The organism is Peribacillus sp. NPDC101481 (genome assembly GCF_044767165.1).
GTDB lineage: Bacteria > Bacillota > Bacilli > Bacillales > DSM-1321 > Peribacillus.
Genome location: NZ_JBIWNJ010000002.1, coordinates 745913 through 765935 on the forward strand (window position 1 = coordinate 745913; position 20023 = coordinate 765935).

The following is a 20023-nucleotide window of genomic DNA, read 5'->3' on the forward strand; positions in this document are numbered from 1 at the left end:
ATTTTTATGAATGAAGATTGATAGAAGTTGCCATACTAGTCATTATGTGTTCTATTTTGAGCAATTTCATGATGTTAATCCATTTGTAAAGGTGAGTATGATGAATGAATTGTGGTGAATTACTTATCATTGGCGGGGCAGAGGATAAGTGCCTTGAAGGTGAAGTATTAAATAAATTTGTCGAGCTTGCAACCCGTAATAGGGATGGCGGAATAGGAATATTGCCTACAGCGAGTGAAATTCCTGAGGAAGTGAGTACAGAGTATATCAAGATTTTCAGGGATTTAGGCGTGGGCAGGGTGGAAGTGATCAAGCTGGATTCAAGGCAGGATGCAGATGACCCAGCAATTTGTGAACAGCTGACATCTTTTTCCGCCGTCTTCATTTCAGGGGGAAACCAAAGCCGATTGTTTGAGCTGATTGGAAAAACCAAATTCCACGATGCCCTTTCTAAAGCCTGGCATAAAGGAATGGTGATAGCAGGGACAAGTGCTGGTGCTTCCATTTTAGGTAAGCATATGATCATTGCTGCTGACACGATGCTGAATGACAATAAGTTAAAGGTTGAGATTGGGATGGGTTTCGGCTTCCTTGACGATTTGATAATCGATCAACATTTTTCCCAGCGTGGCCGATTTGACCGCCTGTTAAGTGCGATAGCAGGGAAAAAGGAAATTATGGGTATTGGCATTGATGAAAATACAGCAATTTTAGTTAAAGACGGTCATTTTGAAGTAGTTGGCCAACATCAAGTATTGGTGCTTGATGGCAGCACAAGTGACTATATCAATATCACATCTTCTGATAATGGCAGTGAAGAGTTGACCCTTTCGGGATTTAACCTACATGCACTAACCAGAGGATACCGTTTTGATCTGCTTGCAAGGAAATTGTTGATGAAAAAGGGGATCCAACAATGATAATCAATCGAGTCCGTTATTTAAAAGGACCTAATTATTTTGCTTATACACCGACGATTTGCATTGAATTGGATATAGGGGAACTGGAACAGAAACCATCTGATTCAATACCTGGATTCAATGAAAAATTGTTAAAGGCACTCCCGAACCTGGGAAGCCATACATGTTCAAAAGGTTATCGAGGCGGTTTCGCCGAAAGGCTGAGAAAAGGAACATGGATGGGACATATATTGGAGCATATGACGATTGAGCTTCAAAACCTGGCCGGAATCGAAGCCATTCGTGGAAAAACGATAATGATGGAAAAGAAGGGCCTCTATTATGTGACCTTTGACTATCAGGAGCCTCACTCAGGTCTTCAAGCTTTTTTAGCAGCAAAAGATATAGCGGAAGCCATCCTGAGTGGTGAAAAGCATATAAATGTGCAATCTTATGTAAAACAAATAGAGCAGTTATATTATAAAAATAAACTGGGGCCAAGTACCGAAGCCATTTTTAAAGCAGCACAAGCAAAAGGTATCCCTGTCGAGCGAATGGGTGATGAAAGCTTACTGCGTTTAGGAACCGGTACAAGGCAGAAGTATGTCCAGGCGACAATTTCCAGCCAGACTTCGAATATTGCCGTTGAGAATTCATGTGACAAATCATTGACCAAATCAATTTTAAGAGGGTGTGGACTCCCTGTACCTGAAGGGGAAGTTGCCCATTCCATCGAAGATATCTTTGCCTCGGCGGACAGGCTGGGTTTTCCGCTGGTCATTAAACCGTACAATGGGAGGCAGGGTCAGGGCGTCATCACCCATATCAAAAATAAGGATGAACTATTCAATGTAATCAATTGTTTGGAGTCGCATGTGGAGAAGTACATAGTCGAACGACATATTGAAGGACATGATTATCGGTTACTGATAGTCAACGGTGAACTTATAGCCGCTAGTTTGAGGCTTCCTCCCTTTGTTATTGGCAACGGTAAGGAATCGATACGTAAATTGATAGAAAAGGAAAATTGTAATGATTTGCGGGGAGAAGGACATGAGAAGCCAATGTCAAAGATCCCGCTTACACATACCGTGACGTGTTACTTGGAAAAATCGAATCGGACGCTCGATACCATTCCGAATCAAGGGGAATTGGTTCAAGTTGTCGGCAATGCAAATCTTTCGACTGGTGGAAAGGCAATCGATGTAACGGATCAGGTTCATCCCACCATTAAAAATATGTCAGTTGCTGCCGCGAAAGCGGTTGGTCTGGATATAGCCGGAATCGATTTTATCTGTGAGGATATATCCAAACCAATCGAGCATTCACGGACTGCGATTATTGAAGTGAATGCTGCTCCGGGAATTCGAATGCATCATTATCCGAGCGAAGGGAAAAAAAGGGATGTAGGCAAGGCCATTGTCGATTATTTATTTCCGACTCGGGAAGAGGCAGCTATACCGATCATCGCAGTGACCGGAACAAATGGAAAGACGACAACGACCCGATTGGTTCATTATTTTCTTTCTAATGAAAATACAAAGGTGGGTATGACGAATTCAGATGGAGTATATATCGGCGATGAGGTAATGGATCAAGGTGACTGCAGTGGCCCGGTCAGTGCACGAATGGTATTGGCCCATCCTGAAGTTGATGTAGCCGTATTGGAAACGGCCAGGGGAGGGATTCTTCGTGAAGGTCTTGCATTTCGTAAATGTGATGTGGGGATCATTACCAATGTAAGTGAGGATCACCTCGGCCATGATGGAATCGATACATTGGATGATCTCATTAAATTAAAGAGGCTGGTAGCCGAAGTCGTAATGAAAACAGGCTATTGTGTGCTGAATGCAGATGATCCGAATGTAGCAGCCATGAACGCTCATACAGATGGAGAGGTCATTTACACCTCTACTGATGCCACGCAGCCTCACGTGAAGGCTGCGATAAATGGGGGATGTAAAGTTTGGTACGTCAATGAACAAGGTGTAATCTGTCATTCATCTGATGGTGTCATCCGACAATTTATGGATTGCACCAAGATTCCAATAACGATTTCCGGCATGGCACGTCATAATATCGCCAATTTACTTCAAGCGTTAGCCGCAGCCGAGACTCAAGGCATTTCAATGGAAGAACTACGAAGGAAGGCTGCCACATTTATGCCTGATACGAATTTGTCCAAAGGACGTTTCAATTTAAAAAAGTTGAAAGAGCGCACGATCATCATCGACTATGCCCATAATGAAGCAGGATTGAAGGCCATATTCGAAACGGTCAGTGCCTATAACAAAAATCGTCTTATCACTGTTTTGGCAGGACCTGGGGACCGTATTGATGAAGAGCTAATCAGGCTCTCCAAGGAGGCGGCCATGAATTCTGATCTATTCATCATTAAAGAAGACGATGATTTGCGGGGCAGGGAGCCGTTCGAAGTAGCCAGACTGCTTCAGGAAGCTGCCGTAGAAGCAGGGTTACAAAAAGATCGGACCTTAATCGAACCTAATGAATTGGACGCATTTGTAAAAGCTTGGGAAACATCACAACCGGGTGACCTATTATTGTTCTTTTACACGGATTTCGAATATGTAGAGAAGTTTTTCGAAAAGGTTTCAACAAATCCATTGCCGAAGAAATAAAATAGTGAATTTCGCCCTGAAAATCCACTTTCCATCAAGGCTAGCAATTACTCGCGAAAATTTAACTTTATGAAAAAAAAAGCTAATCCAATTGGATTAGCTTTTTTTCATAACCGTTTCATTTGCAGCCGGAACAACGGCATGGTCTTTTTTATATATTCGCTGAAGCACGATGGACTGAACAATCATGAAAATACCTCCGATTGACCAGTATAACGGCAAAGCAGCAGGAGCGGAGAAAGAAATGAATAAAATCATTGCTGGTGAGAGCAGGCTCATCATCTTCATTTGTTTCTGCTGTTCCTCCGGCATTTGTCTCATGGAAATGACCGATTGGAAGTAATAAATGACACCAGCAATAATCGCCATGGCAATATTCGGCTGACCAAGGCTGTACCAAAGGAAACTATGGGTCGCAATTTCATGTGAGCCTTGGATCGCATAATAAAAGCCCATTAGAATCGGCATTTGAATTAAGAGCGGCAAACAGCCCATGTTTAAAGGATTGACTCCATGCTTTTGGTAAAGCTGCATCATTTCCTGTTGAAGGGCCTTTTGTTTAGCTGGATCTTTCGTCTCTTTGATTTTCTGCTGGATTGCAGTCATTTCCGGTTTCAGCCCATTCATCTTCGTTTTCATGCTAAGCTGTGTTTTATATTGCTTGGCAGTCAGTGGAAGCAAGACAAGGCGAATCAAAAATGTCATCATGATGATGCTTAAACCATAGTTGCCATTAAATAAATCAGCATTAAATTCCAACATTTTTGTCATAGGGTTAACCAAAGCGGTATGAAATGGACCGCTCGTTGCTGCTGAGCATCCTGTCAATAGGGTCGTTGCCAGAAATAGTACTGCAATTAGAAACATGTTTTTCTTCTTCAATATAATTTCCTCCTCAAATTGTTAGTGATTAAACAAAGAGAAGGAGGCTTGGCTCATCGGAATCATCTGGTGAATCCTTTTGCCGGATAAATGTGAAGAAGCGCTGTGCACCGCGCCAGTCAAAAATGCTGCCCGCATGAACGGGGGATTTACTTTTATCTGTATGAACGGAAGCTTGATATTTGTCGTTCAAGAGCGATTGCTTTTTATTTAAGAAGTAAAACGCAGCCAGTGGAAAGACAAAGGTAAATAAGTAACCTGCCCATACCGCATGGCGAACGGTCTGATAATCGAATTCTAATAATAATTCCCACATAGGAATCCCTCGTTTTTTCTAAGATAAGAAAATTTGGCCTCCACAATGATTCAGGGCCTGAAATGACTTTTGACTTTATTGAGTTTAAATCATTAAGAACACTATATCAAATTCTAGTGCAAGAAAGCTAAAAAATACAGGGATTTTTTCAAAAAATAAACAGGGAATATTTTCTGACGCATTATTTTCCGTTTAAAGATTCGATAGAACCACAAAGTAGAGACAGTAATTAGGAATGAAAATGCACATATGGCCGTTCGTCTACATACGGATAAAAGAAAGTTCAATTATGAGGTGAAAAAGTATGAAACCATACAATTCATTCTATCAACACCATAACGGTACTGAAAATATCTATCAAGATGCACATCTCCGAAACATAGATAATGATTTCTTGGCGATTCCATATCCAAAACAAATAATGGATGTAAGGACTCCTCCTGGCCCGCCTGGCCCGTCCTACGGGGACCATCCGCCGCCGCGGCCGCCGCACGGAGGAGGCCCGCCTCATATAGCTCCGCCATTATTCACTCCACAACTTCACGATGGAATGTCTAAGGCAATGGACACTGATTCAATGAAAGGGTGTTTATACAAACATACGTATGTTTGGCTTAAAAATGGCCGCTCATTTTGGTTTTACCCCACATATGTCGGCTATAATTCCGTGGCAGGTTATCGATGGAGACGAAGTCAACAGCGATGGGCATATTATGGAACGGACGCGCATGAGATACAATTCTTTCATTGTTATTAAAATAACAATCCGCATTAGCGGATTGTTCAGTTGTGGACAAAAGGGGGTCGAATAAAATGGGTGTGGGTCGAATAAAATGGGTGTGGGTCGAATAAATGCGTGAACGGTCGAATAAAGTGTGGTGTAGGTCGAATAAAGTGCGTGAACGGCCGATAAAAGTGCGGTGTAGGTCGAATAAAGTGGGGTGTGGGTCGAATGAAATGGTGAACGGTCGAATAAAGTGGGGTGTAGGTCGAATAAAGTGCAGTGTAGGTCGAAAAAATGCGTGAACGGTCGAAAAAAGCGTGGTGTGGGTCGAATAAATGCGTGAACCCCAACAAAAGTGCTCCGGCTGAAAACAACGGGGAAGTTTTTTAAGAAGGAGGTTCGGAATGGTCTCACCCCGAACCATGATTATAAAAATTTCTGTAACCCTTATTAGAGTGAAGAAGGCAAATTCATTCAATGATTCAATCAAAAAAATAATCAGGAAAATCAGAAATGATCCCATCTAACTGCATCTTTTTGAACATGCGGATTTGTTTTTTATTGTTGACGGTCCATGTATATACTTTCATCCCGTGCTTTTGGATTCGCATTTGCAGTTTCGTACTCAAAATCGTTTGCTTTGGATTCAAAAATGATGCAAACTCGGCAATCTCCTTTAATTTTTGGTCATTAATTCGCCGTTTTATCAAAACGCCCACTTGTATGTCTGGCATTAATTGATGAAACCTTTTCATGGATTCCATATCGAACGAATGAATCATTATCCTATTTTCACTTGTTGAATATTCTTGGAATTTTCCTAATTCTTCTGCAAGTTTCCGTTCAATGCCGGGATAAGCAGATGGATGTTTTAATTCGATTAAGATTCCGACTTTTGACCCGAAATTTTCCAATACCTCACTTAATAAAGGAATTTTTTCGTTTTTAAAACGGGAATGATACCAGCTTCCTGCATCCAGTTCCTTTAATTCGGCAGCCGTGTAATCACGGATGTTCCCTTTGCCGTTCGTGGTTCGATCCAGAGTTGGGTCATGATGAACCACAAGTACATCATCTTTACTAAGATGGATATCCACTTCCAGGAAATCAGCTCCCAATTCAATAGCTTTATTATAAGATGCCATTGTATTCTCGGGGCAATATCCAGATGCACCGCGATGTCCAATTTTAAGTGGTGAATGCTGCATTTTGAAGTCCTCAGGGAAAACACCCTTTGTTCGATTAGAATAGATGGCGAACAGGACAAGTATGGTTACCAAGATAATAAGAAAAAATGCAATCATCTTTCACACTCCTTTTAGGAATTAAAATTCTTAAATATTCTTTAGATAGAATATAAAGAAGTTTTCAGGACAGCCTCATTTCACAATTTTACATGTTAGCCAAGGAAAAATCATGTTTTACACAATGTTATAATCCCGACTTAAAGGATTTATTGGAAAGGTATGGAATACATATAATTTAAGTATCAATAAGGGGGGAAAGCAGATGGAATTGCAGGTGAAACCGAAGTCTAAAAAATGGAGGGGGAATTTTGGTTTATATTTTTCCCTGCCCATTCTGTCTTGGGCGTTTTACGATTTTGCCAATACGATTTTTTCTTCTAATATCAATACGATTTTCTTTCCATTCTTCCTCCAGGAACAGATTGGGGAAAATGCCGTTCTTGATCAGATTGCCAGTACCTTCATCTCCTACGCAAATGCGATTGCCAGTTTGTTTCTAGTTTTGTTTTCCCCGCTGTTCGGTGTCATGATCGATCGAACGGGAAAAATGAAAAAATACATTATGATTTTCACAATCATTTCCGTTGTATGTACATTTTTAATGGGGGTATTTGGAGGGGCGCCGTTCGATGGGAAGCTTCTTGGCATTCCAATTTCCTTGGCGATCGTCATTCTTTTATTTGTGATAGCAAAGTTTTTCTATCATTCGAGTCTTGTTTTCTATGATACGATGATGAGTGATTTAGGCACGAAACAGCAATTGCCGCTTATATCAGGATTTGGCGTGGCGGTAGGCTACCTTGGAACGTTAGTGGGCCTGTCCATCTATCCATTCATAAGTAAAGGGAGTTCACATGAAGCCTTTATTCCCACGGCCATTTTATTTCTGGTTTTTTCCCTTCCATTGTTCTTTTTTTTAAAAGAGTCTCCAAAACAGCAAAAAGCGAAACAACCTTTTTTATCCGGTTATAAGGAAATTAAATCCACATTTAAAGATATGAAATCCCATCGATCGGTTTTTACATTCATGATTGCTTATTTCTTTTTAAATGATGCAATTGCGACCACTATCGGCATGATGGCCATATATGCCAAGACTGTTGTTGGATTTTCCTCAAGCGGATTCATTTTGCTTTACTTGGTTTCGACAGTATCGAGTATTGCCGGATCGTTTCTGTTTGGATACATCACGCAGTCGAAGGGGCCGCGGCTAGCTGTGACATATGTGGGGGTTCTGCTTTTGGTTGCTTTATTTATAGCGGTATTTGCACAAACCGCTCTATGGTTCTGGGTTGCCGGAAGTATGTTCGGCATTTCGCTTGGTTCGATGTGGGTGACATCACGGACATATATCATTGAATTGACCCCGGATGAGAAGAGGGGGCAATTTTTTGGACTATTTGCATTCTCAGGAAAAGTCTCTTCAATAATCGGTCCGCTTTTATATGGAACAATAACGTTGGTATTCCATGACCTCGGTACATTGGCGAGCAGGATGGCATTGGGCTCATTGATCATCATGGCGGTAATAGGTCTGGGCTTTCTTTTGAAAATGAAGGGATTGGAAGAAGTGAAATAAGAAAAAAGGGAATGGATCCGGCATTAATGCCGTATCCATTCCCTTGCATAATCTTATACCAAAATCAAGGTGACATCGACGTTCCCGCGAGTCGCTTTTGAATAGGGGCAGGTCATATGTGCTTTTTTGGCGAAGTCTTCAGCCTCTTCCCTGCTTAGGTCGGGAATAGAAACATCCAATCTTACAGCCAATTTAAAGCCGCCGTCATCCTCATCTTTACCGATCGTGACATTTGCCGTCACGGAAGTATCGACTTTTTTCTTTTCTTTTTGCAGAACAAGATTCAAGGCACTGTCAAAGCAAGCCGCGTAACCGGCTGCGAATAATTGTTCCGGGTTTGTGGCGCGCTCACCGGAACCACCTAATTCCTTCGGTGATCTCACATCGAAGTCCAAAATCCCGTCCTCTGATTTAACATGTCCCTCACGACCGCCTTGTACGGCAACTGTAGCTGTGTATAATGGTTTCAATGAAAACAACTCCTTTGTTTATTCTTACTATCATTAGTTCCCTCCTGTAAGTATTGTTAAACAAAATGAAAGCGAGTTTATGAAGAGTATTGTGTGAAAATGGTTTTAAATTGGTTTTAAATTGGAAGATATTGTTTTATAATTTACTGTATTAGGAGATGTAATACACCCATTTGCAAGGAGGGTTTATGATGTTTGAGCTGGATGTTCAAAATGGAAAGCCGATATATGAGCAATTGATGGATAAGTTAAAGGAACTAATGATCAATGAAGTTTTATAGGAACATAATCAGCTACCATCTATTCGAATATTGGCTCAGGAATTGACCATCAATCCAAATACGATCCAGAAAGCGTACAAGCAGCTTGAATCTGACGGGTTTATATATACATTACCAGGCAAAGGGAATTTCGTGGCTCCTCCTAAATCCTTGAAAAATTCATTGAAAGAAGAAAAAATCAGAAACGAGCTTTCAAGGGTACTCGCTGAAGCTCTTTATATCGGAATCGATAAACATGAAATTTATAGATTGATAAAGGAAATCAGTCCATTGGCAAAGGGGGGAGATTCATGATTGAAATAAAACAGGTGAGTAAATTATATGAAGGAAAAGAAGCGATCAAAAACGTCACCTTGGTCATACAAAAAGGCTCCATATTCGGGTTATTAGGTTCAAATGGGGCGGGGAAAACGACTTTATTAAAAATGCTTTCAGGCAATCTGATACAGGATGCAGGAGAAGTTCTAATTGATCGATCATACGTGTTTGAAAACCGTGAAGTGAAAAATCGTTGTTTCTTCCTTCCTGATACGCCTTATTTCCTGGCTAACTATACGATCATGCAAATGGCAAGTTTTTATAGCCATATTTATAGTGAATGGAATCAAGACCGTTTCTATCAATTACAGGAAGTATTTCCGATACCCGTACAAAATAAAATACATAAACTATCGAAGGGTATGCAAAGACAGGTTGCTTTTTGGCTCGCACTCTCGACGATGCCGGAAGTTCTCATCCTGGATGAACCGTTTGATGGGTTAGATCCGGTCATGCGTAAAAATGTGAGGCAGTTGTTGATTCAGGATGTATCGGAAAGGGATATGACGATTTTACTATCGTCCCATAATCTCCGGGAAATTGAAGATTTAGCCGATCATGTAGGGATTTTACATAGGGGTGAGCTTGTGATCCAAAAGGATTTGAATGACTTAAAAGCTGATGTACACAAAGTGCAAATCGCCTTTAAACATAAAATTCCCCACGGTTTATACCGCGGAATTCAAATTCTCAACAAGGAAAGACGCGGCAGCGTGATCGTTTGCATCGTTAAAGGTAAAGAATCCATGATTAAATCGCACTTTAATCAGTTTCAGCCAGAAATATTAGATATTCTCCCCCTTACTCTAGAGGAGATATTCATTTATGAAATGGGGGATATCGGTTATGTCATCCAGAATAACCTGGTTTAATAGAGAATTGATTATCTATATTTTCAGAAGCTCTGGCTGGGTTGGTTTCCTGTATCTCGTCGGCCTCATATTTGCGCTGCCTTTGGAAATGTTAGCGATTATCTTGAATGAGAACAATGAATATGTGAAATTTGAAAACCTCTTTTCCTGTCAGCAGATGGTACAGTTTGTCTTGGTCATCGTTATTCCAGTATTACTAGCCATCTTCCTTTTTAGGTTTTTACAAGTGAAACAAGCCTCTGACTTTATTCATAGTTTACCGATTACTAGACGCAGCATCTACATTCATATGATTGGGACGGGAATTGGCTTCTTGGGTTTGCCGATATTATTTACAGGTTTAATTTTGATACTATTCCACTCGGCAATTGATATAGAAACGCTATATACCATGCCTGATATATGGTCATGGATGGGGACTACATTTATTTTGGAAGCTTTGATCTTTTCTGTTGCCGTTTTAATTGGCATGGTGACGGGATTATCAGCCTTTCAAGGACTGGTGACCTATATTTTTCTTGCTTTGCCGGTGGGGTTGTTTGTACTGTTTGCAGCCAATGTGAAGTTTTTGATAGCAGGATTTTCTGCAGATTATTATCTAAGCTCCAATATGAATGGCATCTCCCCCTTATTAGCAGCAACAGAGATGGAAAAAATAGACTTTTTATCTGTTAATACTTTAATTTATAGTATATTAACCTTACTTTTTCTGATTAGTTCTCTTTTTCTCTATGAGAGGAGAAAGCTGGAGCATGTATCGCAGGCATTTGTTTATCCGAAGATTAAGCCATTATTTAAATTCGGCCTGACATTATGCATGATGCTGTTTACAGGACTGTATTTTAGCGAAACGACAAGCCAACCAGGGTGGATTTTCTTCGGATATACCATCGGTTCTTTACTTGGATATTATTTAGGGGAAATGGTCCTGCAAAAGACTTGGCGAATACGGGTCAACAAGAAAGGTTATGCAGCATTTATAGTGGCTATCATTGTGCTGGCACTCATTATAAAAATAGATCCCCTTCATTATAAGGCCAAGATTCCTGATGAAAAAATGATTAGCCAAATTTATATTGGCAATTCTCCTTTATTTTTTGAAGATGGTGACACATCGGATAACGCTTCCAATTATCTTAAAGAGAAGGAAAATATAGAAGCGATCAGGTTATTGCATCAGGAAATTATCGATAAGGGTAAAAAGGTTTCCATTGGTGAATTGAATGATGGACAATCCGTATTCCTGCTGTATGAACTCAAGAATGGAAAACGGTTAGCAAGGGAGTATCATTTGCAAAACTACGACTCATACAAACCGCTATTGGCGAAAATTTATGAGTCGAATGAATATAAAGAAATGGTTAATGAGTTATTGAATGTTTCTGCTGATGACGTATCTAAAATCAAGATAACTGCGAGCGGACAAGTGGACAAATCAATAACGATCACGGACGGTCAACAGCTGGAAGCGGCCGTAAAGGCATTGTCGGAGGATCTGAATAATCAATCGTTCGACCAAATGACATCTTCTTTTGGTGCTTATGCCTCCATCGACATTCTTTTGCATAATGACAAAACCATTTATATGAATTGGGACTCTTCATATACTCAGTTTTCAAAATGGATGGAAAGTACCGGACAATCGGAAAAAGCAAGGTTAATGGTTGATGATGTCTCTTATATACTGGTTGCGAAGACCGATTCGAAAGTTTATCATTCGTTTTCTGAAAGTGAAATCGCACAGCAGATTGAACAACAGCCAAACCGCTTGAAAATTAAGACCGCTTCGGAAATCGAGACGGCCATTGATAATGCCCAAATCGATTGGGGCGGGGAGTACTCAGCTGCCTTTTATTATAAAGAAAGCAGAGATGTGGACATCAAGAGTTTTTCCGGTGAACATGTTCCCGGCTTCATATTGGATCATTTTAATGAAAGATAACGTGAATATGTCGCTTGTACATATAAAGGAAAGGATGCCGCCCAATCTGGGCGGCATCCTTTTCCATTGTCCATCAATATGTTTGTGTATCTATGCTTTAGAGTTTTACGACGTTTTTAGCTTGGGGTCCGCGGTTTCCTTCTTCGATTTCAAATTCAACCTCTTGACCTTCATCAAGGCTCTTGAAACCTTCTCCTTGAATGGCGGAAAAATGTACGAAAACATCGTCTTCGTTTGGTACTTCGATAAATCCAAATCCTTTGTCACTATTGAACCATTTTACTTTACCTGTTACTGTCATTCGATGAATCCTCCTAAAAAGTTAAAAAATATTAATGGTGATGATTTTACCGTGATGGAAAAATCAATTTCACACATTATCCAGCACCCTCATTCAAGTTAAAATCATCATACGAAGATGCTTGATAATATGTGAAAGCCTCTTATGAGGCAATTTCCATTTTTTTAATATATACCCACCTTTATAAAGGATAAAACAAATGGAATTAATTTATACATTCCCATTAGGGAAAATATTATTAGACAGGTTTTATAAGGGGAAGCATAACGGTATTGCCGCACAGGAGTTTCCTGGATTGAAATTTGACCGGGCCAATAGGAAAAGCCTTTAGAGTGGAGAATAGGAAAACAATTTGGCATTAAAGTTTTTCACGAAAATAATCGGGTATAGGATAAGTAAGAAAGAAAGGACTGATGAAAAATGAAGAAATTATTAAAAAGGGCACTCATTTTTGCTGCTCCAATCATATTCAAGGAAGTAAAAAAACGCTGGAAGAACAAGCGGAATCAAAAAGCGATTAAACCTGCAAGGTAAACCATGAATAAATGAACGGTAACCATATGGATTAAGATAAGGGGCGCTGATTAAGCGTCTTTTGTTTTGCCATCTGAACAAAACCCCTTATGGTGATTCATTCACCTCTACATCTTTCCTTCATATCGTGTTAAAATAGAAAGGTTGATTGAAATGAATGCAGAGTAGCCAAGGTTTAAGCCTTATGATATATTTCTTCTTACATATATTGTGTATGATCAGGATTTTTGCATACAAAGAAAGGTTGCCATTCCAATGTAAATAATACAAATGAACCCCCTATAAATTTTTTTATTGATGACTCCAATAATGAAAGGAACATTTTATGACTACTTTAAAAGACGAGGTTCAATCCCGACGGACCTTCGCAATCATCTCCCACCCGGATGCAGGGAAAACGACTTTGACAGAAAAATTATTGCTGTTTGGCGGCGCGATCCGTGATGCCGGAACAGTTAAAGCTAGAAAAACAGGGAAGTATGCAACAAGTGACTGGATGGAGATTGAAAAGCAACGGGGAATTTCCGTTACATCTTCAGTCATGCAATTCGATTATGATGATTTCCGTGTCAATATTCTCGATACACCAGGCCACCAAGATTTCAGTGAAGACACATATCGTACACTGATGGCTGTTGATAGCGCCGTGATGATCATCGACTCGGCAAAAGGTATCGAGGATCAGACGGTTAAATTATTCAAAGTATGCCGGATGAGGGGTATCCCGATTTTCACTTTTATCAATAAAATGGACCGACAAGGTAAAACGCCGCTAGAATTGCTTGCCGAACTCGAAGAGGTTTTAGGTATAGAAACATATCCAATGAACTGGCCGATTGGGATGGGAAAAGACTTCGTGGGCATTTACGACAGGTTCAATAATCGGATTGAACAGTTCAAAACGGAAGGGGAAGAGCGTTTCCTTCCATTGAATGACGAAGGTGAACTCGAAGTGGATCATAAACTTAAGGATTCCCAGTTATATGAGCAAACTTTGGAAGAAATCATGCTGTTGACGGAAGCGGGTAACCAATTCTCTGAAGAAAACATTGCTAATGGAAAACTTAGTCCCGTATTTTTCGGGAGTGCTTTAACGACGTTCGGTGTTCAGACGTTTTTGGATGCTTATCTGAAATTTGCACCAGCTCCACAAGCGCGGATGACAACGTCAGGTGAAATGGACCCTGTCAGTAATGATTTTTCTGGTTTCATTTTCAAGATCCAAGCGAATATGAACCCAAAACACCGTGACCGGATCGCTTTCCTTCGCATTTGCTCCGGTAAATTCGAACGTGGGATGAGCGTCAACCTGAGCAGGACAGGAAAACCAATCAACCTTTCTTCTTCCACTCAATTCATGGCTGATGATCGGAACACCGTAAATGAAGCGGTAAGCGGAGATATCATCGGTTTATATGATACAGGTAACTACCAAATTGGCGATACGATTACAACAAGCAAAGACATGTTTCAGTTTGAAAGGCTGCCTCAGTTTACACCGGAACTATTCATGAGGGTAACAGCTAAAAACGTCATGAAACAGAAACACTTCCATAAAGGAATTAACCAACTTGTGCAAGAAGGGGCAATTCAGCTCTTCAAAACGGTCCGGATGGAAGAATATCTGCTTGGTGCGGTTGGGCAACTTCAATTCGAAGTATTCGAGCATCGAATGAGGAACGAGTACAATGTTGAAGTCGTGATGGAGCGCATGGGCAGCAAGATTACACGCTGGGCTGAAGATGAAAAGCTTGATGAAAATCTTCATAGCTCAAGAAGCATCCTTGTTAAAGATCGGTTTGATAAATATGCATTCTTATTTGAAAATGAGTTTGCTCTTCGTTGGTTCCAAGATAAAAATCCTGATGTGGAATTATATAATCCAATGGATTTGAAATAATGAAGAAGCCCGTGTTATATACACGGGCTTCAGACTGTAGACAAACTCGATGAAAATCGAGTTAGTCTACAGTTTTTTTTGTGTGAAAAACTCGAACGTTGATTTCCACTACAGGCACTCGCTTTCCGCGGGCGGTCCGGGAGCCTCCTCGACGCCTTGCGTCTGTGGGGTCTCCCTTGGACGCGTTTTTCCCGCAGGAGTCTCGCACCTTCCGTTCCAATCTACTTTGTCTTAAATTTTAGATAGCCCCCCTTTGTCTACAGTTTTTTTTGTGTGAAAAACCGAACGTTGGTTTCCACTACAGGCACTCGCTTTCCGCGGCGGTCCGGGAGCCTCCTCGACGCCTTTGCGTCTGTGGGTTCTCCCTTGGACGCGTTTTTCCCGCAGGAGTCTCGCACCTTCCGTTCCAATCTACTTTGTCTTAAATTTTAGATAGCCCCCCATTTGTCTACAAACTCGAACCCCGTGTGTTATGAATACAAGAGATTTTTTCATTATCTGGAGATATTTTAATTCTACTATAACTATCGCTTACATTACGGGTGACCTTATAGACAGGGAATGACTAGTGCCGAGAGCCTCATGATGGCCTCAGCAGACTTTTCTCGTGGGAATGTGGGGTAATTACTTCTATCATTCTAGTTCGCTTGTCCTACACTTGATTCATGCCAATTAGGAATGGAACCATGAAATCCATCCTGCCACTCCAATTGTCATGATATTTAACATAAAGATCATGGAACCATAGGGAGATACAACCAAGAGCATTACCCCAATTTACACCAATACCATTTATCCTCTATTATTTAACGGAAGATACTAAATTTTCTAAACAATAAGGAGGAATGGAAAAATGAAATTTTCTAAAGGGAAACTTGTTTTATCAGGCACCCTCGCTGCCGGGCTTCTTCTATCTACAACCTTTTCGATTCATCCATTGGCGGAGAAACCAGAAGTGACGATTACCCATAAAAATATTGAAGACATTTTATCGAACTTATCCAAGGAGCAACGACAAGCGATTCAGAAGCTGAACGCTGGTCCTAACTTCACCATTTCTCCAGATATAAAAACAAATAGCCCGGAGCTGGTTTCCATTATTGTTGAGTTCGAACAAGCTCCTGCACAGGTCGCGGTCAAAAAACAAGCGGTGCTTGGGAAAAAAATGACGATTGCTTCTGCAAAAAATAACGTAGATCAGTCACATCAAGAATTTAAAAGCTATATTGAATCTTTGAAAAAGAAAAAAGATTTATCCAAGTATGATTCCAGTAAATTAGCGATAAACAGAGAATATAAACATGCATTTAACGGCGTTTCCATGACGTTGCCAGGAGTTGCGGTAAAAGATTTACTTCAATCAGGGACAGTTAAACGAATCTGGAATAATGCAAAAATCCAATTGGAGCTCCCGGTTCAAGAAAAAGGGATCACTCCAAAAATGGCTGATAGCATTCCTCAAATTGGAGTAGATAAACTTCATGAAGAAAATATAAAGGGAAAAGGGATTAAAGTTGGTGTCCTTGATACTGGCATCGATTACAATCACCCCGATTTAACCAATGCATATAAAGGATACCGAAGTAAAGAAGGTGAGAATCCTAAGGACATTGAGCCTTCATCGGTTAAGGGCTGGGATTTCGTCGATAATGATGCAGATCCGATGGAGACAACCTATGAAAATTGGAAATCATCCGGTCAACCGGAATTCACCAGCAGTGGTTCTGCTTACTATACAGCTCATGGTACACACGTTTCTGGAACGATCGCCGCAACAAAAACAAATGAAGTGGATTATGCAGTGAAAGGTGTTGCTCCTGAAGCTGACCTCTATACATACCGTGTGTTAGGACCGTATGGTTCCGGTTCCAATGAAGGTGTAATAGCAGGAATTGATAAAGCAGTCAGTGATGGTATGGATATCATGAATCTATCACTCGGATCATCTGTCAATGATCCGCTTGATCCTACTTCTGTAGCGATCAACAATGCAATGCTTTCTGGAGTTGTTTCCGTTGTTGCTGCCGGTAATGCGGGGCCAGGTGAGAAAACTTTAGGCTCTCCTGGAACAGCTGCCCTTGGCATTTCAGTTGGGGCAAGTGATTCTGCCATGAAGATCCCTACCATAACTGCTGGTGCTGGAAAATATACATTTGAAAACATGAAACTATTAGGCAAAAACTTTTCGGATCGGATTGAAGACTTAACTAGTCAATCGTTTCCGGTCGTTTATGCCGGCATTGGACAGGAAAGCGATTTTGAAGGAAAAGATGTTCGAGATAAAATCGCTCTTATTGAACGGGGAACCCTTACGTTTGATGTGAAAATAAAGAATGCAAAGGCAGCTGGGGCAAAAGCAATTATAATCTATAACAATGTGGATGGAGAAATCACCTCATATGTTGGGGAAGGAACCGACTTTATCCCTACTTTTCGATTAACCAAAGAAGATGGGGAAAAATTAAAAGCTATCGAAAATGGATCCCTTACATTTAAAGATACAGGGAATACAAAAACAGTCGGAGATAATTTGGCAGACTTCAGTTCCAGAGGTCCAGTTAACGGAAATTACGATATTAAGCCAGATATTGTAGCGCCAGGCGTAGCCATTTTCTCCACTGAGCCGGAATATATCAATAGTCCAGATGAAGGGATTGATTACACATCATCGTATGGACGTATGCAAGGTACATCAATGGCTACACCGCATGTTGCGGGGGTCGCTGCATTAATATTACAAGAACACGGGGATTATGACCCGTTTGATGTGAAAGAAGCTCTCATGAATACATCCGTTGATTTACAAAAAGATCATTCGGTGAATGAAGTTGGAGCCGGCCGTATTGATGCCTATGATGCCGTGCATGTGGATACTTCGATAAAAGTATTGGATAAAACCGAAATTGTCAAAGGTGATGAAACGACAGAAATTAACGAGGAAACGGGCTCACTTGCATTTGGCCGGGAATATATAAGAGACAATGATGAAGCGATTGAACTCACGAAAAAAGTGGAAATTGAAAATAAGGGGAAAAAGAAAAAATATACCATTGATGTTGAATACCATAAAAATATAAAAGGTGTACAAGATGCCAATGCAAATGGCGTAAAGGTAAAAGTGAGTAAGTCGGTTACTGTGGCTAAAGGTAAGTCCAAAGTAATTGAACCAACTATCAGCGTACCGGCAAATGCAAAAGAAGGGGCATATGAAGGGTACCTTCACATCACAAACTCTGAAAATGATGAAGAAACGTATCAAGTTCCATTTTCGATCACAGTAACGGATAAAGGTATTGATTACGTTGAAACGGACAGTCCATCCATTGCTAATGATTTCCCGTTTTGGCAATACTATAACCCATTTATGAATGCTATGTTTCAGCTGAAAAGTCCAATGGAAACAGTGGATGTTATCCTAAAAGATACGAAGTCAGATAAACCATTAGGATACGTAGGGAGCCTAAATGCTTCTAGGTTCGAACCAGATAGACCGTATTATATTCTTTTTGCGTTTACTGGTCATGTATATCCATTTACAAACGATCCAGAGCATCCGATTTCCGATACGTATAAGAAACTTCAAGAAGGGGACTACACTCTAGAGTTCATAGGAAGAGATGAGTCGGGAAAAACTTACTCAGCTGGTACTGCTGCAATAGTCGATAACACCCCTCCAGACGTAAAATGGGACAAAGAACCAGGAGTATATGAAATAAATGACTCGATGTTTACCGAAGAAGATGGTCAGAAGGCTTTCTATGTACACGGAAATGTCAATGATGCGACAGTAAAAGTACTTCATGAGAAAGGTTTGGACTATGACCAAACTTCCAATACTATGTTTTACGACACGAGCAAATACGCATATTTTGGCAGGGAATTCCCAATCGATCCTGATGGAAATGTGAAATTCGGAATCGAAGAAAGTGATATTGCAAATGATGCACTTTATCTAAGGTTGGCAACTACAGATATGGCAACAGCAATGAATCCTCAAGATTATGTGTTTTTAAAAGAAGGGACTGAATATGTCACATTAAACTATGATAAAGAAGTGCTGAAAAAGGATGATACCTTTACCATGACTTTATCAGTCAATAATGTAAAACAGTTCCTTTCAGGAGAATATACGATCAAGTATGAAGGTGAGCTTTATCAATTTAAAAATGCTAAACTTTCCAGTAAAATAAAAAAATATGCAAAAGAAAAAGGGTTAAATGTTTCTTTAACCAAACCTGTCGTTAATGATGATAATCAATCTAAAGAAGTCAAGGTTGGCGCTGAATTGACAGGAAAGGCATTTAAAGGTTTAAACGGAGATATGCCTCTACTGGATGTATCCTTTAAACTTGTCGACGATACCTTTTATCATTTATATGCGGGAATGGATGTAGGAGAAGCTTCTTATATAAAACAAGGGGGCAATACTGCAACCAATCTTCCATATTACAGTGTTGACCGATATAAAATCATTTCTAAGCACTCAACTTTGAACGGATCGATTTCTCCAGAAGCGTTTTTAAGTGAGGAAGGATATATTAAGCCAGGTAATATCACAAAAATCGGTGTGAAAGTTTATGCGCAATCCAAAGCAGGGAAAAAATACTCGGGAACACTTGATGATTGGGGTCAATTCTCGATCAAAGGGATCCCTGCATCTAACCAGGAATATACGCTTGTCGTTGAAACGCCATCACATCTCAAGAGCCATACAAATTTCGTTCCAGGTAAAGAAAAAGACGGAACTCTATTAGGACAGAATATAAGACTCAGACCAAATCTGAACCTAGCGGGGGATATCAATAAAGATAAAGTCATAGACATAAAAGATATTCAGGAAGTCGTCGATGCATATGGTATCAAGGATAAATCCGTCATCAAGGAAGATATCAACCAGGACGGTACCGTCGATGAATTCGACGTCAGATATGTCGAGAAGAATTTCTTGACGAAAGGTCCGGATGCACCAGAAAATAAAGTACCGAAAGAAAAGATTGGCAATAAAGGTTTGGAATACTTTTTACGCCTGATTGGACTAGAAACGAATCAATAGCATTTGCCCCAGGAAAAATATATTTTCCTGGGGCTTTTACCATTTTGCTATAATTGGAGGAAAAAG

The 20023-nt window shown here is 40.3% G+C and carries 13 protein-coding genes and 1 pseudogene; 9 read left to right on the forward strand and 5 right to left on the reverse strand.

The genetic code is table 11. The features are described from left to right. Positions 1 to 104 precede the first annotated feature (104 nt). A complete protein-coding gene (locus ACIROD_RS13645; protein ID WP_402941566.1) occupies positions 105 to 920 on the forward strand; it encodes a cyanophycinase in 816 nt (271 codons plus the stop codon). Then, positions 917 to 3538, forward strand: coding sequence for a cyanophycin synthetase (cphA, locus tag ACIROD_RS13650; RefSeq protein WP_402941569.1), 2622 nt, complete (start codon positions 917 to 919; stop codon positions 3536 to 3538). Before ACIROD_RS13645 ends, cphA begins: the two co-directional genes overlap by 4 nt. A gap of 96 nt (positions 3539 to 3634) precedes the next feature. On the opposite strand, the gene yidC is transcribed toward cphA, so the two are convergent. Together yidC and ACIROD_RS13660 are read right to left on the reverse strand one after the other, a co-directional pair. Further along, positions 3635 to 4420, reverse strand: a complete 786-nt coding sequence (gene yidC / locus ACIROD_RS13655) for a membrane protein insertase YidC (protein WP_232782986.1) — start codon at positions 4418 to 4420, stop codon at positions 3635 to 3637. A gap of 28 nt (positions 4421 to 4448) precedes the next feature. Then, positions 4449 to 4736, reverse strand: coding sequence for a hypothetical protein (locus ACIROD_RS13660; RefSeq protein ID WP_101224472.1), 288 nt, complete (start codon positions 4734 to 4736; stop codon positions 4449 to 4451). 304 nt (positions 4737 to 5040) lie between these two features. On the opposite strand from ACIROD_RS13660, the gene ACIROD_RS13665 reads away from it, so the two are divergent. Further along, on the forward strand, positions 5041 to 5493 hold the full coding sequence (locus ACIROD_RS13665) for a hypothetical protein (protein ID WP_402941574.1): 453 nt from the start codon (positions 5041 to 5043) through the stop codon (positions 5491 to 5493). 449 nt (positions 5494 to 5942) lie between these two features. On the opposite strand, the gene ACIROD_RS13670 is transcribed toward ACIROD_RS13665, so the two are convergent. Then, a complete protein-coding gene (locus tag ACIROD_RS13670) occupies positions 5943 to 6764 on the reverse strand; it encodes a glycerophosphodiester phosphodiesterase (RefSeq protein WP_402941577.1) in 822 nt (273 codons plus the stop codon). Positions 6765 to 6969: 205 nt separating this feature from the next. Between ACIROD_RS13670 and ACIROD_RS13675 the strand changes: the two genes are divergently transcribed. After that, positions 6970 to 8286: an MFS transporter gene (locus ACIROD_RS13675; RefSeq protein ID WP_402941580.1), complete on the forward strand. Its 1317-nt coding sequence runs from the start codon at positions 6970 to 6972 to the stop codon at positions 8284 to 8286. Positions 8287 to 8339: 53 nt separating this feature from the next. On the opposite strand, the gene ACIROD_RS13680 is transcribed toward ACIROD_RS13675, so the two are convergent. Next, positions 8340 to 8756 carry an organic hydroperoxide resistance protein gene (locus tag ACIROD_RS13680; protein ID WP_101224475.1) on the reverse strand — a complete coding sequence of 139 codons (417 nt, stop codon included), beginning with the start codon at positions 8754 to 8756 and terminating at the stop codon, positions 8340 to 8342. Between the two features lie 299 nt (positions 8757 to 9055). Between ACIROD_RS13680 and ACIROD_RS13685 the strand changes: the two are divergent. The 3 genes and pseudogenes from ACIROD_RS13685 to ACIROD_RS13695 all read left to right on the forward strand — a co-directional run. Continuing rightward, a pseudogene (locus ACIROD_RS13685) lies at positions 9056 to 9331 on the forward strand (GntR family transcriptional regulator); the annotation flags it as partial. Beyond that, the gene (locus ACIROD_RS13690; RefSeq protein ID WP_101224477.1) at positions 9328 to 10227 is read left to right on the forward strand and encodes an ABC transporter ATP-binding protein; all 900 of its coding nucleotides are present in this window, start codon (positions 9328 to 9330) and stop codon (positions 10225 to 10227) included. The pseudogene ACIROD_RS13685 and the gene ACIROD_RS13690, both read left to right, overlap by 4 nt. Then, entirely contained in the window at positions 10202 to 12169 is a 1968-nt protein-coding gene (locus ACIROD_RS13695; RefSeq protein ID WP_402941584.1) for a DUF6449 domain-containing protein, read from the forward strand. Before ACIROD_RS13690 ends, ACIROD_RS13695 begins: the two co-directional genes overlap by 26 nt. 97 nt (positions 12170 to 12266) lie before the next feature. On the opposite strand, the gene ACIROD_RS13700 is transcribed toward ACIROD_RS13695, so the two are convergent. Continuing rightward, positions 12267 to 12470, reverse strand: coding sequence for a cold-shock protein (locus tag ACIROD_RS13700; RefSeq protein ID WP_061462203.1), 204 nt, complete (start codon positions 12468 to 12470; stop codon positions 12267 to 12269). 859 nt (positions 12471 to 13329) lie between these two features. Here ACIROD_RS13700 and ACIROD_RS13705 point away from each other — a divergent pair. Both ACIROD_RS13705 and ACIROD_RS13710 read left to right on the forward strand, forming a co-directional pair. Further along, a complete protein-coding gene (locus tag ACIROD_RS13705) occupies positions 13330 to 14904 on the forward strand; it encodes a peptide chain release factor 3 (RefSeq protein WP_076366909.1) in 1575 nt (524 codons plus the stop codon). 853 nt (positions 14905 to 15757) lie between these two features. Continuing rightward, a complete protein-coding gene (locus ACIROD_RS13710) occupies positions 15758 to 19957 on the forward strand; it encodes a S8 family serine peptidase (RefSeq protein ID WP_402941589.1) in 4200 nt (1399 codons plus the stop codon). Positions 19958 to 20023: the final 66 nt, after the last annotated feature.